This window comes from Luteimonas sp. Soil_C_16 (genome assembly GCF_057657295.1).
Genome location: NZ_JBDGIS010000005.1, coordinates 303,721 through 317,177, shown reverse-complemented (window position 1 = coordinate 317,177; position 13,457 = coordinate 303,721). Strand labels below are relative to the sequence as shown.

Here is a 13,457-nt window from a genome sequence, read left to right as displayed (position 1 = left end):
GCCCGTTGCTTGCGTGCCTGTCGTACTCCAATCCCCCTGTTCCATTCGCCCCGAGAGGCACCGCCGATGATCGGACGACTGCGCGGCAAATTGGCCCACAAGGCACCGCCCTGGCTGGTGATCGACGTCAATGGCGTCGGCTACGAACTCGAAGCGCCGATGAGCACGTTCTACGACCTGCCCGAGGTCGGTCGCGAGGTCGCGCTGTTCACGCACTACGCGCAGAAAGAGGACAGCGTGTCGCTGTACGGCTTTCTGCACGAGTCGGAGCGGCGGCTGTTCCGCGACGTGCAGAAGGTCACCGGCATCGGCGCGAAGATCGCGCTGGCGGTGCTGTCGGGCGTCAGCGTCGATGCGTTCGCGCGGCTGGTGCAGACCGGCGACGTCGCGGCGCTGACCAAGATTCCCGGCATTGGCAAGAAGACCGCCGAGCGCATGGTGGTCGAACTGCGCGATCGCGCGGCCGATCTGGCGGGCGCGGGCGGGGCGATCGGTGGCGTGCAGGTGCCGGCCGATCCGATGTCCGAAGCGGTCGTGGCGCTGCAGCAGCTGGGCTACAAACCCGCCGATGCGGTGCGGATGGCGAAGGCCGCGGCGAATGAAGGCGACCCGCCGGAAATCATCATCCGGAAAGCGCTACAGTCCGCGCTTCGCTGACCCCCACTCCCACATCCGTCGGCAAGGTCGACACTACATGTCACACGCCAGCAGCCAGCCCGGCACGGGCCCGCGTACCCACGGTTCGGGACATGGCAAGGTGGGTCTCGCCGGGCTGATCGCCGGTGCGATCGGTGTCGTCTTCGGCGACATCGGCACCAGCCCGCTGTACACGCTACGCGAGGCGTTCTCGCCGCACTACGGGCTGGTGGCCAACCACGACACCGTGCTCGGTGTGCTGTCGATGATCTTCTGGTCGCTGATGATCGTGGTGACGCTCAAGTACGTCACGATCATCCTGCGCGCCGACAACGACGGCGAGGGCGGCATCATGGCGCTGATGGCACTGGCCCAGCGCTGTCTCGCCAAGGGCGGCAAGTCCGCGTATCTGGTCGGCATCCTCGGCGTGTTCGGTGCGTCGCTGTTCTTCAGCGACGGCGTGATCACGCCGGCGATCTCGGTGCTCTCCGCGGTCGAGGGTCTGGAGGTCGTCGCGCCCGGACTGCACGCCTGGATCATTCCGATCACCGTCGTCGTGCTGACGGCGCTGTTCGCCACCCAGCGTTACGGCACCGCCAAGGTCGGTCGCGTGTTCGGTCCGATCACGATGCTGTGGTTCCTGTCGCTCGCCGCGCTCGGCGTGCTCAACATCCTGCACGAGCCGGAAGTGCTCAACGCGATCAATCCGCTGTGGGCGGCACGCTTCTTCTGGGAACACAGCTGGGGCGGTGTCTTCATCCTCGGCGCGGTGGTGCTCGCGGTAACCGGCGGTGAGGCGATCTACACCGACATGGGTCACTTCGGCGCCAAGCCGATCCGCTACGCCTGGTACTTCTTCGTCCTGCCGTCGCTGATGCTCAACTATCTGGGGCAGGGCGCGCTGGTGCTCGAAGACCCGGCCGCGATCCAGAACCCGTTCTACATCGGCGTGCCGCAGTGGGCGCGCTGGCCGATGATCGTGCTGGCGACCTGCGCGACCGTCATCGCTTCGCAGGCAGTGATCACCGGCGGCTTCTCGGTCGCCCGCCAGGCGATGCAGCTGGGTTACATCCCGCGCATGCACGTGCGCCACACGTCCAGCGACACCATCGGCCAGATCTATATCCCCGGCATCAACTGGGCGATGGCGATCGTCGTGATCGCGCTGGTGCTGACGTTCCAGACGTCCTCGGCGCTGGCGGCGGCCTACGGCATCTCGGTGTCGCTGACGATGCTGATCGACACTCTGCTGCTGATCGTCGTCGCCCGCGCGTTGTGGCCCCGCTGGCGGCGCTGGGTGCTGCCGTGCTGCGCGGGCTTCATCCTGATCGACGTGGCGTTCGTCGTCGCCAACGGCGCCAAGGTGCTGCAGGGCGCGTGGTTCCCGCTGGTGCTCGGCATCACGCTGTTCACCCTGCTGCGCACGTGGCGCCGGGGCCGTCAGCTGCTGCACGCCGAAATCCAGAAGGACGGCATCCGCCTCGACACCTTCCTGCCGGGCCTGATGCTCGCCCCGCCGGTGCGCGTGCCCGGTACCGCGGTGTTCCTGACCAGCGACCGCGGCATCGTGCCGCATGCGTTGATGCACAACCTTAAGCACAACAAGGTGTTGCACGAACGCAACGTGTTCCTGACCGTCGAAACGCTGACGCTGCCCTATGCGGCGCCGGACCGGCGCCTGAAGATGGAGTCGATCGGCGACGACTTCCACCGCGTCACGATCCGTTTCGGCTTCATGGAAACGCCCGATGTGCCGATGGCACTGATGCGCTGCGGCGATGTCGAAAGCGGCATCGTCATCGATCCGATGGACACGACCTACTTCACCAGTCGCGAGACGGTTGTGGCGAGTCCGCGGCGCGGCATGCCAGTGTGGCGTGACAAGCTGTTCGCCTTCATGCACCGCAACGCGGCGCCGGCGACGGTGTTCTTCCGGATTCCGGGGAATCGGCTGGTGGAGTTGGGGTCGCAGGTGCAGATCTGATCTGGCTTTGTTTTTCGCATCAGCGCCACGATGCGTGCGACTGGCGCTTCGCTGCCTTTGATTGGCCTTCATGAGGCGTAACGCCGTGCTGCAGCGGCCGACCCATAGGGCGCCGCCCATGGATGGGCGGCGTTTTCCGACCGAGGCAGGATGCCGAGTCGGAAAATCCCTGCGGACTACGAGTCGCGGGCTTCGGACGTGTCGGGGAGACGTTTTTCTTTGGTTCCGTTTCTTTTGGCGTCTACCAAAAGAAATGAACTCGGCCGCGTCAGCGGACGAAAGCAATTAACGTTGCTGTTCTGATCTTTGCCTAGAGCGAACAGGCAAAGTCAAACGCTTCCACTCGCCTTGCGGCGAGCGGGTTCATTTCTTTTGCTGGCCCAAAAGAAACGGAACCAAAGAAAAGGGCCAGCCCCGACGGAGCGAACCCGGCATTTCATTCGTTCCGGGATTTTCCGACTCGCCATCCTGGCTCGGTCGAAAAACGCCGCACATCCATGTGCGGCGCCCTGCGGGTCTACGTGCTTTGCCGGCTCGTCAGCGCCGCGAAAAATCCAGAGCAAAAGCCAGAGCAGAAGCAGATACGGCCCATTGCCTCTTTGACGAGGTGCTCGCCATGGGTGGCCCCGTACGCTGCGATCCGCGTTGAAGGAAGCAAGAGCGCGGCAATGTAGACGCACTGCGGCGCACGGCACCCGCCGAGCTGATCTGGAACAGAGCACCCCACCTCCCACGCTGGTGTTCCCGTCCGGCCGCCCCAAGGTTGAGGGCATCCCCCAGGATGTCCTGCCATGATTCCCTTCTCGATTCTCGATCTCGCCCCGGTCACCGAGGGCAGCACGCCGGCCGAATCCTTTGCCCGGTCGCTCGATCTCGCCCGGCACGGTGAGGCGCTCGGCTACGCGCGCTACTGGCTCGCCGAACACCACAACATGCCCGGTATCGCCAGTGCGGCGACGGCCGTGCTGATCGGGCACATCGCCGGCGGCACGTCGACGATCCGGGTCGGCTCGGGCGGCGTGATGCTGCCCAACCACGCACCGCTGCAGGTGGCCGAGCAGTTCGGCACGCTGGCGTCGCTGTATCCGGGGCGGATCGATCTCGGGTTGGGTCGGGCGCCGGGCACCGATCAGCCGACGACGAAGGCGCTGCGCCGCTATTACGCCGGCGCGGATGCGTTTCCGTCCGATGTCATGGAACTGCTGCGCTACTTCGAGCCCGCGCAGCCGGGCCAGCCGGTGCAGGCCGTGCCCGGCGCGGGGCTCGACGTGCCGGTGTGGATCTTGGGGTCCAGCCTGTTCGGCGCAGGACTCGCGGCCACGCTCGGCCTGCCGTATGCGTTCGCCTCGCATTTCGCGCCGGCGGCGATGTCGGAAGCGCTGGCGCTGTATCACCGCGATTTCCGCCCCTCGAAGCACCTGCGCCAGCCGCACGCGATGCTCGCGCTCAACGTGGTCGCGGCCGATACGCGCGCCGAGGCGCAGCGCTTGTTCACCACGCAGCAGCAGAGTTTCGTGCGCCTGCGCCGCGGCGCGCCGGGGCTGATTCCGCCGCCGATCGACGACATCGAGGCGTTCTGGACGCCGGCCGAGAAGGCGATGGTCGCGCAGTCGCTGGCGTGTTCGGTGATCGGCGATCCGGCCGACGTGCGCGAAGGCATCGCCGAATTCGTCGCGCGCCATCGTCCGGACGAGCTGATGCTGACCGCCAACATCTTCGACCACGGCGCGCGCAAGCACAGCTTCGCGCTCGCCGCGGAGGCGATGCGCGTCTGATCGGGCCCTGTGGGAGCGCCCTTGGGCGCGATGGAGATCGCAGTGCAGGATCACGCCCAGGGACGCCCCCACAGGCGATGCCATGCCCGCGGCGTGCGATCATGCGCGAATGACCGCAGACCGCATCATCGCCGCCGACGCCACCCGCGAGGACGACGCCATCGAGGCGAGCATCCGGCCGCAGCGGCTGGACGATTACCTCGGCCAGGTGCCGGTCCGCGAGCAGATGTCGATCTTCATCGAAGCCGCCAGGCAGCGGCGCGAGGCGCTCGACCATGTGCTGATCTTCGGGCCGCCGGGCCTGGGCAAGACCACGTTGAGCCACGTGATCGCCAATGAACTCGGCGTCGCGCTGCGCGTGACGTCGGGGCCGGTGATCGAGAAGGCCGGCGATCTCGCCGCGTTGCTGACCAATCTGCAGCCGCACGATGTGCTCTTCATCGACGAGATTCACCGCCTGTCGCCGGTCGTGGAGGAAGTGCTGTATCCGGCGATGGAGGATTTCCAGCTCGACATCATGATCGGCGAAGGCCCCGCGGCGCGTTCGATCAAGATCGACCTGCCGCCCTTCACCCTGATCGGTGCGACCACGCGCGCGGGTCTGCTGACCGCGCCGCTGCGCGACCGGTTCGGCATCGTGCAGCGCCTGGAGTTCTACAGCACCGAAGAGCTGACCCGGATCGTGCGCCGCTCGGCGCAGATCCTCGGTCTGTCCTGCGAACCCGATGGCGCCGCCGAAATCGCGAAGCGCGCACGCGGCACGCCGCGTATCGCCAACCGTCTGCTGCGCCGCGTGCGCGACTACGCGCAGGTGCGCGCCGGGGGCCGCATCGATCGCGACGTGGCCAATGCCGCGATGCAGATGCTCAAGGTCGATCCCGAGGGCTTCGACGAGCTCGATCGCCGGCTGTTGCATCTGATCATCGAGAACTTCGACGGCGGCCCGGTCGGCGTCGAGTCGATGGCGGCCGCGCTCAGCGAGGAGCGCGGCACGCTCGAGGACGTCATCGAGCCCTATCTGATCCAGCAGGGCTACCTCGTGCGCACCGCGCGCGGGCGCATGGCGACGGTCAAGGCCTGGCGCCATCTGGGCCTGGAACCGCGCCGCGACGCCACCGCGACCCCCGGCCACCTGTTCTGATGTCCTGCGAGGTGCGGCTTTGACAGTGATTTCCAGCCCTGCGACCGGTCTATTCAGTTGGCCGACACGCGTCTATTGGGAAGATACCGACGCAGGTGGCGTCGTCTATCACGCGCAGTACGTGGCGTTCATGGAACGCGCGCGCAGCGAGTGGTTGCGGGCACACGGCTACGGACAGCAGATGTTGCGCGAGATGCACGGCACGGTGTTCGCGGTCCGTGCGATGCGGATCGATTTCCGCGCACCGGCGCGGCTCGACGATGCGCTGGAGGTCAGCGTGGCGCTGCGACAGTGCCGGCGTGCGAGCGCGGTGTTCGTGCAGGAGGTGCGTCGTGACGGTGATCTGCTGCTCGATGCCGAGGTGCGCGTCGCCGCTTTGTCGGCATCCGATTTCAGGCCGCGTGCGATTCCCGACGCGCTCTACACACAACTCAAGTCACTCGAAACGTCAGCGGAGTAATCCTGGATGAGTCTCATGCCCGTGCTGTTGCAGTCCTCCGCCCAGGTGCAGGCGTTGCCCGAAGAGGCCGCCGCAGGCGCGACCGAGCTCGCGAACACCGGTGCCGCCGCGGCCGCCACCGCACCGCTGCCCAATGACCTCAGCATCCTCGAACTGATCCTGCACGCCTCGATTCCGGTGCAGCTGGTGATGCTGTTGCTGCTGTTCGCGTCGGTGTCGTCGTGGGTGATCATCTTCCGCAAGAAGCGCCTGCTCGATCGCGCCGAGAAGGAAGCCGACCGCTTCGAAGAGCGGTTCTGGTCCGGCGCGGAGATCAGCAAGCTCTACGCCTCGGCGACCGAGCGCAACCGCGAGATCGAAGGTCTGGAAGCGATCTTCGAGGCCGGCTATCGCGAGTACTCGCGTCAGCGGCAGCGACGCGGCGTCGATGCGCGCACGCATCTCGAAGGTGCACAGCGCGGCATGCGCGTCGCCGGCGCGCGCGAACTCGACGGCCTGGAAAGCAATCTCGAGTACCTCGCCAACGTCGGTTCGATCGCGCCCTACGTCGGTCTGCTCGGCACCGTGTGGGGCATCATGATTTCCTTCCACGGCCTGGCCAGCGTCAAGGAGGCGACCATCGCCACCGTCGCGCCGGGCATCTCCGAAGCGCTGATCGCGACCGCGATGGGTCTGTTCGCCGCGATCCCGGCGGTGTGGGCCTACAACCGCTTCGCGACCAAGGTCGAACGCGTCGCCACGCGCTTCGAGGCCTTCTCCGACGAGTTCTCTTCGATCCTCGAACGCCAGAGCGGCACCGACTGATCCGCGCGGCGCGCTCCGGCGCGCCCGACCAGTCCCGTTCGACCGTCCCCGCATCCGGATTCCGCCATGTCGTCGATCTCCCTTCGCCGTTCCAAGCGGCGCAAGCTCAAGAACGAAATCAACGTCGTGCCCTACATCGACGTGATGCTGGTGCTGCTGATCATCTTCATGGTCACCACGCCGCTGATGAATCTGGGCACCGACATCAACCTGCCGGATTCGCGCGCGATGTCGCTCGGCTCGCCGCAGGATCCCGTCGTGGTCAGCGTCTATCCCGACGGCCAGCTGGCGCTGATGGTCGAGCAGCAGAACACCTCGGTCTCGCGTGAGGATCTGGTCGCGCGCCTGCGCGGCATCCACACCCAGAACCCGGACGCGACCATCCTCGTCAGCGGCGACGGCGCGGCCAGCTACCAGCGGATCATGAACGCCATCGACCTCATCAACGAGGCCGGCATCACCAAGGTCAGCCTGATCAGCCGTCCGGCGGAAAGCGCGAACTGAGATGCGCGAGTCGCGTTCCGACAATGTGGTGGCGATCGGACTGTCGATCCTGGTCCATGTGCTGCTGTTCGGGCTGATCATCCTCGGCGCGCTGTGGAGCGCGTCGTCGCGGCCCGAATCGGCGATGGGTTCGCCGGTCTCGGCGGACATCATCGATCCCAATGCGCTGAGCGCCGCCGACCGGCGCGCGCTGGCCAGCAAGCCCGAGCCGCTGCCCGATCCCGAGCCCGCGCCCGAACCGGTTCCCGATCCCGTGCCGGAGCCGGTACCCGAGCCGGTCGAAGAACCCGCGTCCGCGCCGCCGCAGCCGCTGCCCGAACCGCGCCCGGAAGACGCCGTCGAGCAGCGCCAGCCGCAGTTGCAGGAAGTCGTGCCCGAGCCCGATACCGTCTCGCAGGCCGCCGTGCGCCGCGACGCGCTGGCCGCCGAGCAGCGCGAGAAGGAGCAGGAAGAAAAGCGGCGTCAGGCGCAGATCGAACTGGCCGAACAGCAGAAGCAGCAGGAAGCCGAGGAGAAGCGCCGGCTCGCGCGCCAGGAACTCGAGAAGCTGCGCGCCGAGCGCGAGAAGACCCAGCGCGAAGCGCAGCTCGCCGAGCAGCGCCTGAAGCAGATCGCCGAGCGCAATGCGCAGCAGGCCTCCGAGCAGCGCGCCGCCGCGTCCGCCGCGAGTCCGCCGCCCGGTCGTCCCGATGGCGACAGTGGCCTGGCCGCGAAGTACGCCGCCGCGCTGCAGGAGGCGATCCGTCGCAACTGGCGTCGTCCCGACAACGTGCCGCTGGGCCAGCGCTGCCGCCTCTACATCACCCAGTTGCCGGGCGGCGAGGTGTTGAACGTCGAGTTCGACGCGTCCTGTCCTTACGACGCGCAGGGCCGCCGTTCGGTCGAAGCCGCAGTGCGCGCGGCCGAGCCGCTGCCGTATGCCGGCTTCGAGGCGGTGTTCAACCGCAGGCTCAACCTCAACTTCACGGCGCAGGACTGACGCCGGCGCGGCGCGCCGCACGCGCCCGCTTCGCGTCGTGCAGTGTGCGCACGGCTTCGCGTCGTCGCGTCGTGCCGGTATCCCCCCGACGTTGCTGCGGCTTCACCACCACGTTCACCTGCGCGGGGCGATGATTGCGCTGGTATTCATCCTGTTCCCCGGTCCAGCGGCCAAGCTGCCCGGGTTCACTCTCTTCAAACCGGTAAGCCGATGAAACCCATTCTGATCCGTTGCCTGTTGGCTCTGTTCGCGCTCGGCCTGCCCATGCTCGCCAGTGCGCAGCAGCAGGGCCTCGAGATCGACATCACCGGCGGCAGCGCCCAGGCGATGCCGATCGCGGTCGTGCCGATGCCCTACCAGGGCAGTGGCGCCGCGCCCGATACCGATGTCGCCGCCGTGGTACGCGCCGACCTCGACCGTTCCGGCCAGTTCCGCACGCTGCCCGAGCGCGACATCGTCGAGCGTCCGACCCGCGGCAGCGAGGTCCAGTACCCGACCTGGCGCGCGCTGCGTCAGGACTTCCTGGTCGTCGGCCGCGTCGTCGATGCCGGCGGCGGCAGCTACCGGGTCGAGTACGAGCTGTTCGACGTCGCCAAGCAGGAGCGCGTACTCGGTCTCGCGATGACCGCGCGTCCGAATGCGATGCGCGACGTCGCTCACCAGATGGCCGACGCGATCTACGAAAAGATCACTGGCGTGCGCGGCGCGTTCTGGACCCGGATCGCTTACATCACTCAGACCGGCGTCGGTCCGAGTGCGCGTTACGCGCTGATCGTCGCCGACTCCGACGGCCACAATCCGCAGACGGTGGTGCGCTCCAACGAGCCGCTGATGTCGCCGAGCTGGAGCCCGGACGGCCGCCGCGTCGCCTACGTCAGCTTCGAGAGCGGCAACTCGGCGATCTACATCCAGGACATCACCAGCGGTGGTCGCGAGCTGGTCTCGAGCTTCCGCGGCATCAACGGCGCACCTGCGTTCTCGCCCGACGGTCGTCGTCTGGCGCTGTCGCTGTCGCGCAGCGGCAACCCCGAGATCTACGTGATGGACCTCGGCAGCAAGGCGCTGACCCAGGTCACCAACCATTTCGCCATCGATACCTCGCCCTCGTGGGCGGCCGACGGCGGCAGTCTCTACTTCATCTCCGATCGCGGCGGTCGCCCGCAGGTCTACCAGGCGCCGGTGTCGGGCGGCAGCGCCACCCGGGTGACCTTCGAGGGCAGCTACAACGCCGATCCGTCGGTCTCGTTCGATGGCAAGAAAATCGTCGTGGCGCAAGGTTCGGGCAACGTGTACCGTATTGCACTGCTGGATCGCAGCCTGGGGTCGCCCCGCTGGTCCACGCTGTCGCCAGGGTCGCTCGACGAATCGCCGAGCTTCGCCCCGAACGCCGGCATGGTCCTGTACGCGGCGCGTGAGGGGCGCAGGGGTGTGTTGTATGCGGTGTCCTCGGATGGCCGTGTGCGTCAGCGCCTCGTCCTCGCCGATGGCGATGTCCGCGAGCCGGCTTGGGGTCCGTACCGGGAACAGCGCTGACGCTGCCTGCACGTCCCGTCCAATAACAATTGCCCTGTTGCCATAGAAAACCAAGGATCGACGAGATGAAGACGACCACCCGTTTGATGCTGGCCGCGATGCTCTGCACCGCTGCCGTTGCGTGTTCCAAGAAGGTCAAGGAAGAGGCACCGGTCGATACCGGTCCGTCGACCGGCACCGTGGCGCCGACCGCCCCGACCGCGGGTGCGTACACCCCGGCCGACCTCGACAGCGATGCATGCCTGCGTCAGCGCGTCGTCTACTTCGATCTCGATCAGGACAACCTGCGTCCCGAGTTCCAGGCCGTGATGGCCTGCCACGCCAAGTACCTGCGTGACCGCAGCGCTGCGCGCATCTCGCTGGAAGGCCACGCCGACGAGCGCGGCAGCCGCGAGTACAACCAGGGCCTGGGCGAGCGTCGTGGCAATGGTGTGTCCTCGGCACTGCAGGCCAACGGTGGTTCGGCTGCCCAGCTGGCTGTCGTCAGCTACGGCGAAGAGCGTCCGGTCTGCAATGACTCGAACGAAGATTGCTGGGCCCGCAATCGTCGCGTCGAGATCATCTACACCGCTCGCTGATGCGTTCGATGCGTCATTGGCTGGTACTCCCAGTAGCGTTCGCGGCGACCCTCGTGGTCGCCGCGCCCGCATGGGCGCAACGGGCGAGCCTCGCGGACCGCGTGGCCTCGCTCGAAGCGCGCGCGGGTGATACCAGCGCCAACGTCGATCTGCTCAACCAGCTCAACCAGCTGCGGCAGGAGATCGTGTCCCTGCGCTCGCAGGTGGAAGAACTCCAGCAGCAGAACGAGCAGCTCAAGTCCAGCAACCGCAGCCAGTATCTCGACATCGACGGCCGGCTCAACCGGCTCGAGAGCGGGCAGGGCGGCGGTGGCGGTGGTCTGGAACTGCCTGATCCCACCGGCGCTGCAACGCCGGCACCCGCGGCAGGCGCGAATGCGCAGGCCGCGCGTGGTCCCGCGACGGGCGCTGCGCCCGTCGCAACGCAGGCCGCACCTGCGGACGAACGCGCCGCTTACGAGCAGGCGTTCGATGCATTGAAGAATGCGCGTTACGACGAATCCGCCACCCTGTTCCAGGGCTTCCTGCAGCAGCACCCGCAGGGCAGCTACGCGCCGAACGCGCTGTACTGGCTCGGCGAGAGCTATTACGTCACCCAGAATTACGCACTGGCGCAGGAGCAGTTTCTGGCGCTGCTGCAGCGCTATCCGCAGAGCGACAAGGCCCCGGGCGCGATGCTCAAGGTCGGCCTGTCGCAGTACGGACTGAAAGACCTCGACGGCGCCGAGACGACGCTCGCCGATGTCGGCAAGCAGTATCCCGGCACCGACGCGGCACGCACCGCCGCCGACCGGCTCCGCGCGATCCAGCTCTCGCGCCTGCGCTGATCCATGACCGCCGTTGCGCCCGATGCGGTCGCCGCATCCGCGGCCGACCGGCTCAAGCTCACCGAAGTCTTCCTGTCGCTGCAGGGCGAAGCCCGCGACGCCGGATGGCCGACGGTGTTCGTGCGCCTGACCGGCTGCCCGTTGCGTTGCACCTACTGCGACACTGCGTACGCCTTCCACGGCGGCCAGTGGTGGACGATCGACGACATCCTCGCGGAAGTCGCGAAGCACGGCGTGCGGCACGTCTGCGTGACCGGTGGCGAACCACTGGCGCAGAAGCGGTGCATTGGCCTGCTGCGTCGCCTTTGCGACGCCGGCTATCAGGTGTCGCTGGAGACCTCGGGCGCGCTCGACATCGCCGCGGTCGATCCGCGCGTCAGTCGTGTGCTCGACATCAAGACGCCGGCGTCCAACGAAGCGCACCGCAACCGCTGGGACAATCTGCCGCTGCTGACCGCGCACGACCAGATCAAGTTCGTCGTCTGCTCCCGCGCCGATTACGAGTGGGCGCGCGATCTCGTGCTGACCAAGGGCCTGCCGCATCGCTGCGACGTGCTGTTCTCGCCGAGCAAGGGCGAGATCACCGGCCGCGAACTGGCCGACTGGATCGTTGCCGACCGCCTGCCGGTGAAATTCCAGATGCAGCTGCACAAGCTGCTGTGGGACGACGAACCGGGGCGCTGAGCCCGGTCTTCGATCGAAGGCTGCGCTAGCCTGTCACGCGACATCCGAATTTCCGTTTTGCATCCAGATCACCCATGAAAAAAGCTGTCGTCCTGTTGTCCGGAGGCATGGACTCCGCCGCCGTCATCGCCATCGCCCAGGAACAGGGCTTCGATGTGCATGCGCTGAGCGTGCGCTACGGCCAGCGCCACACGTCCGAACTCGATGCCGCCGCGCGCGTCGCCGCCGCGATGGGCGTCACCGTGCACAAGACCGTCGACGTCGACCTGCGCAGCATCGGCGGCTCGGCGCTCACCGACGACATCGACGTGCCGGAGGCGGGCGGCGCCGGCATACCGGTGACCTACGTGCCCGCGCGTAACACGATCATGCTGTCGCTGGCGCTCGGCTGGGCCGAGGTGCTGGGCGCAGCCGACATCTTCTGCGGCGTCAACGCGGTCGACTATTCCGGTTATCCGGATTGCCGTCCCGAATTCGTCGATGCCTTCGAGCGTCTGGCCAATCTCGCGACCAAAGCGGGCGTCGAAGGTGCTGGCATCCGCGTGCACGCGCCGCTGCAGCGCATGGGCAAGGGCGACATCGTGCGCGAAGGCGTGCGCCTGGGCGTCGACTTCGGCCTGACGGTGTCCTGCTACAACGCTGATGCGCAGGGTCTGGCCTGTGGCCATTGCGACGCATGCCGTCTGCGCGCGGACGGATTCGACGCCGCCGGCGTGCCTGATCCCACGCGCTACATCCAGACGACGGCCTGAGGCCGACGCGCGGTCCACATTGCGCTAGAATGCGCCCCCTGCGCCGGCCACTGCTGCCGGCGACTGTCTTCCGGGTCGTTAGCTCAGTCGGTAGAGCATCGGACTTTTAATCCGCTGGTCGATGGTTCGAATCCATCACGACCCACCAGCTTTCCATTGCGCGTTCTCGCCCGTTCGCCCGGTCGCGCACGACTGCGGTTGCCCGCGGTCTACGCAGCGGCGTCGGTGGTCTCGAAGCACGCACATGGTCCGTCTGGTCGTCTTGGCGCGATCGCCGGTGGCGGACGCGCGTGTCCTGCACGATCCACACCGACGCGCGCGCCAGCGGATGAGCGCGCATCCGGCCAGGCAGCCGTCATGAATCTGGCAGCGGCACGCCTGGTCGCATCACGGCCGGTACCTGATGCATGGGCGGGGTCTCGCCGATGCCGATCTAGACAGCCGCACCCGGCGCAGCCTGGCTGCCACGCGGATGGCGCACCCCGACCGCCCATGCGTGTTCGATCTGCGCTTTTTCATTCAGCTTCAGGTCCGGCGATCGAGCGTCTGCGCCCCGAATGCGCCGCTGAAAACTGAATAGCGCCTTACACGCCCCCTGATCTTCCGCCTGCCGTGAGAAAAATCTCAAGCGAAGTCGCAAATCTGTGCCTCTCATCACATAGAATTCGCGATGTTTTAACGTCCGGCGAAAGCAGGGCGGCTTGAAAGGGGCGTCGCCACCGGGTGCACAGCACGCGGTGGCAGACGGAAGCGGACGGCCAGGAGCCGTCCCGGCGACCCGAAAGGGACGCTGGATCAAG

At 67.1% G+C, this 13,457-nt stretch carries 13 protein-coding genes and 1 tRNA gene; all 14 read left to right on the top strand.

What is annotated here, in order from left to right; genetic code table 11:
* The first annotated feature begins 66 nt into the window (after positions 1 to 66).
* The 14 genes from ruvA (at position 67) to AC3A5T_RS11905 (ending at position 12,805) form a co-directional block, all read left to right on the top strand.
* Positions 67 to 657 (top strand): Holliday junction branch migration protein RuvA, encoded by a 591-nt coding sequence (gene ruvA / locus AC3A5T_RS11970; RefSeq protein WP_487628757.1) that lies wholly within the window; start codon positions 67 to 69, stop codon positions 655 to 657.
* Between the two features lie 37 nt (positions 658 to 694).
* Positions 695 to 2,620: a potassium transporter Kup gene (locus AC3A5T_RS11965; protein WP_487628756.1), complete on the top strand. Its 1,926-nt coding sequence runs from the start codon at positions 695 to 697 to the stop codon at positions 2,618 to 2,620.
* Between the two features lie 791 nt (positions 2,621 to 3,411).
* Complete coding sequence (locus AC3A5T_RS11960) at positions 3,412 to 4,395, top strand: LLM class flavin-dependent oxidoreductase (protein WP_487628755.1); 984 nt, start codon at positions 3,412 to 3,414, stop codon at positions 4,393 to 4,395.
* 109 nt (positions 4,396 to 4,504) lie between these two features.
* The gene (ruvB, locus tag AC3A5T_RS11955; RefSeq protein WP_487628754.1) at positions 4,505 to 5,536 is read left to right on the top strand and encodes a Holliday junction branch migration DNA helicase RuvB; all 1,032 of its coding nucleotides are present in this window, start codon (positions 4,505 to 4,507) and stop codon (positions 5,534 to 5,536) included.
* A 28-nt stretch (positions 5,537 to 5,564) separates the two neighbouring features.
* Positions 5,565 to 5,996, top strand: a complete 432-nt coding sequence (gene ybgC, locus AC3A5T_RS11950) for a tol-pal system-associated acyl-CoA thioesterase (RefSeq protein WP_487628797.1) — start codon at positions 5,565 to 5,567, stop codon at positions 5,994 to 5,996.
* Between the two features lie 6 nt (positions 5,997 to 6,002).
* On the top strand, positions 6,003 to 6,800 hold the full coding sequence (gene tolQ / locus AC3A5T_RS11945; RefSeq protein WP_487628753.1) for a protein TolQ: 798 nt from the start codon (positions 6,003 to 6,005) through the stop codon (positions 6,798 to 6,800).
* Between the two features lie 66 nt (positions 6,801 to 6,866).
* Complete coding sequence (locus tag AC3A5T_RS11940; protein ID WP_159677951.1) at positions 6,867 to 7,304, top strand: ExbD/TolR family protein; 438 nt, start codon at positions 6,867 to 6,869, stop codon at positions 7,302 to 7,304.
* A 1-nt stretch (position 7,305) separates the two neighbouring features.
* The gene (tolA, locus tag AC3A5T_RS11935; protein WP_332078371.1) at positions 7,306 to 8,283 is read left to right on the top strand and encodes a cell envelope integrity protein TolA; all 978 of its coding nucleotides are present in this window, start codon (positions 7,306 to 7,308) and stop codon (positions 8,281 to 8,283) included.
* Between the two features lie 210 nt (positions 8,284 to 8,493).
* Positions 8,494 to 9,816, top strand: a complete 1,323-nt coding sequence (gene tolB, locus AC3A5T_RS11930; protein ID WP_332078372.1) for a Tol-Pal system beta propeller repeat protein TolB — start codon at positions 8,494 to 8,496, stop codon at positions 9,814 to 9,816.
* A gap of 65 nt (positions 9,817 to 9,881) precedes the next feature.
* Positions 9,882 to 10,394, top strand: coding sequence for a peptidoglycan-associated lipoprotein Pal (gene pal / locus AC3A5T_RS11925; RefSeq protein ID WP_332078373.1), 513 nt, complete (start codon positions 9,882 to 9,884; stop codon positions 10,392 to 10,394).
* 8 nt (positions 10,395 to 10,402) lie between these two features.
* Positions 10,403 to 11,221, top strand: a complete 819-nt coding sequence (gene ybgF / locus AC3A5T_RS11920) for a tol-pal system protein YbgF (RefSeq protein ID WP_487628796.1) — start codon at positions 10,403 to 10,405, stop codon at positions 11,219 to 11,221.
* 3 nt (positions 11,222 to 11,224) lie between these two features.
* On the top strand, positions 11,225 to 11,905 hold the full coding sequence (gene queE, locus AC3A5T_RS11915; RefSeq protein ID WP_487628752.1) for a 7-carboxy-7-deazaguanine synthase QueE: 681 nt from the start codon (positions 11,225 to 11,227) through the stop codon (positions 11,903 to 11,905).
* Between the two features lie 74 nt (positions 11,906 to 11,979).
* Positions 11,980 to 12,657, top strand: a complete 678-nt coding sequence (gene queC, locus AC3A5T_RS11910; protein ID WP_487628751.1) for a 7-cyano-7-deazaguanine synthase QueC — start codon at positions 11,980 to 11,982, stop codon at positions 12,655 to 12,657.
* 72 nt (positions 12,658 to 12,729) lie between these two features.
* Positions 12,730 to 12,805: transfer RNA gene (locus AC3A5T_RS11905), tRNA-Lys, on the top strand.
* Positions 12,806 to 13,457 lie beyond the last annotated feature (652 nt).

What these genes read in the sequence shown, in the direction of transcription:
- ruvA (WP_487628757.1), top strand. Translation starts at nt 67, where the DNA reads ATGATCGGACGACTGCGCGGCAAATTGGCCCACAAGGCACCGCCCTGG.
- AC3A5T_RS11965 (WP_487628756.1), top strand. Translation starts at nt 695, where the DNA reads ATGTCACACGCCAGCAGCCAGCCCGGCACGGGCCCGCGTACCCACGGT.
- AC3A5T_RS11960 (WP_487628755.1), top strand. Translation starts at nt 3,412, where the DNA reads ATGATTCCCTTCTCGATTCTCGATCTCGCCCCGGTCACCGAGGGCAGC.
- ruvB (WP_487628754.1), top strand. Translation starts at nt 4,505, where the DNA reads ATGACCGCAGACCGCATCATCGCCGCCGACGCCACCCGCGAGGACGAC.
- tolQ (WP_487628753.1), top strand. Translation starts at nt 6,003, where the DNA reads ATGAGTCTCATGCCCGTGCTGTTGCAGTCCTCCGCCCAGGTGCAGGCG.
- AC3A5T_RS11940 (WP_159677951.1), top strand. Translation starts at nt 6,867, where the DNA reads ATGTCGTCGATCTCCCTTCGCCGTTCCAAGCGGCGCAAGCTCAAGAAC.
- tolA (WP_332078371.1), top strand. Translation starts at nt 7,306, where the DNA reads ATGCGCGAGTCGCGTTCCGACAATGTGGTGGCGATCGGACTGTCGATC.
- tolB (WP_332078372.1), top strand. Translation starts at nt 8,494, where the DNA reads ATGAAACCCATTCTGATCCGTTGCCTGTTGGCTCTGTTCGCGCTCGGC.
- pal (WP_332078373.1), top strand. Translation starts at nt 9,882, where the DNA reads ATGAAGACGACCACCCGTTTGATGCTGGCCGCGATGCTCTGCACCGCT.
- ybgF (WP_487628796.1), top strand. Translation starts at nt 10,403, where the DNA reads ATGCGTCATTGGCTGGTACTCCCAGTAGCGTTCGCGGCGACCCTCGTG.
- queE (WP_487628752.1), top strand. Translation starts at nt 11,225, where the DNA reads ATGACCGCCGTTGCGCCCGATGCGGTCGCCGCATCCGCGGCCGACCGG.
- queC (WP_487628751.1), top strand. Translation starts at nt 11,980, where the DNA reads ATGAAAAAAGCTGTCGTCCTGTTGTCCGGAGGCATGGACTCCGCCGCC.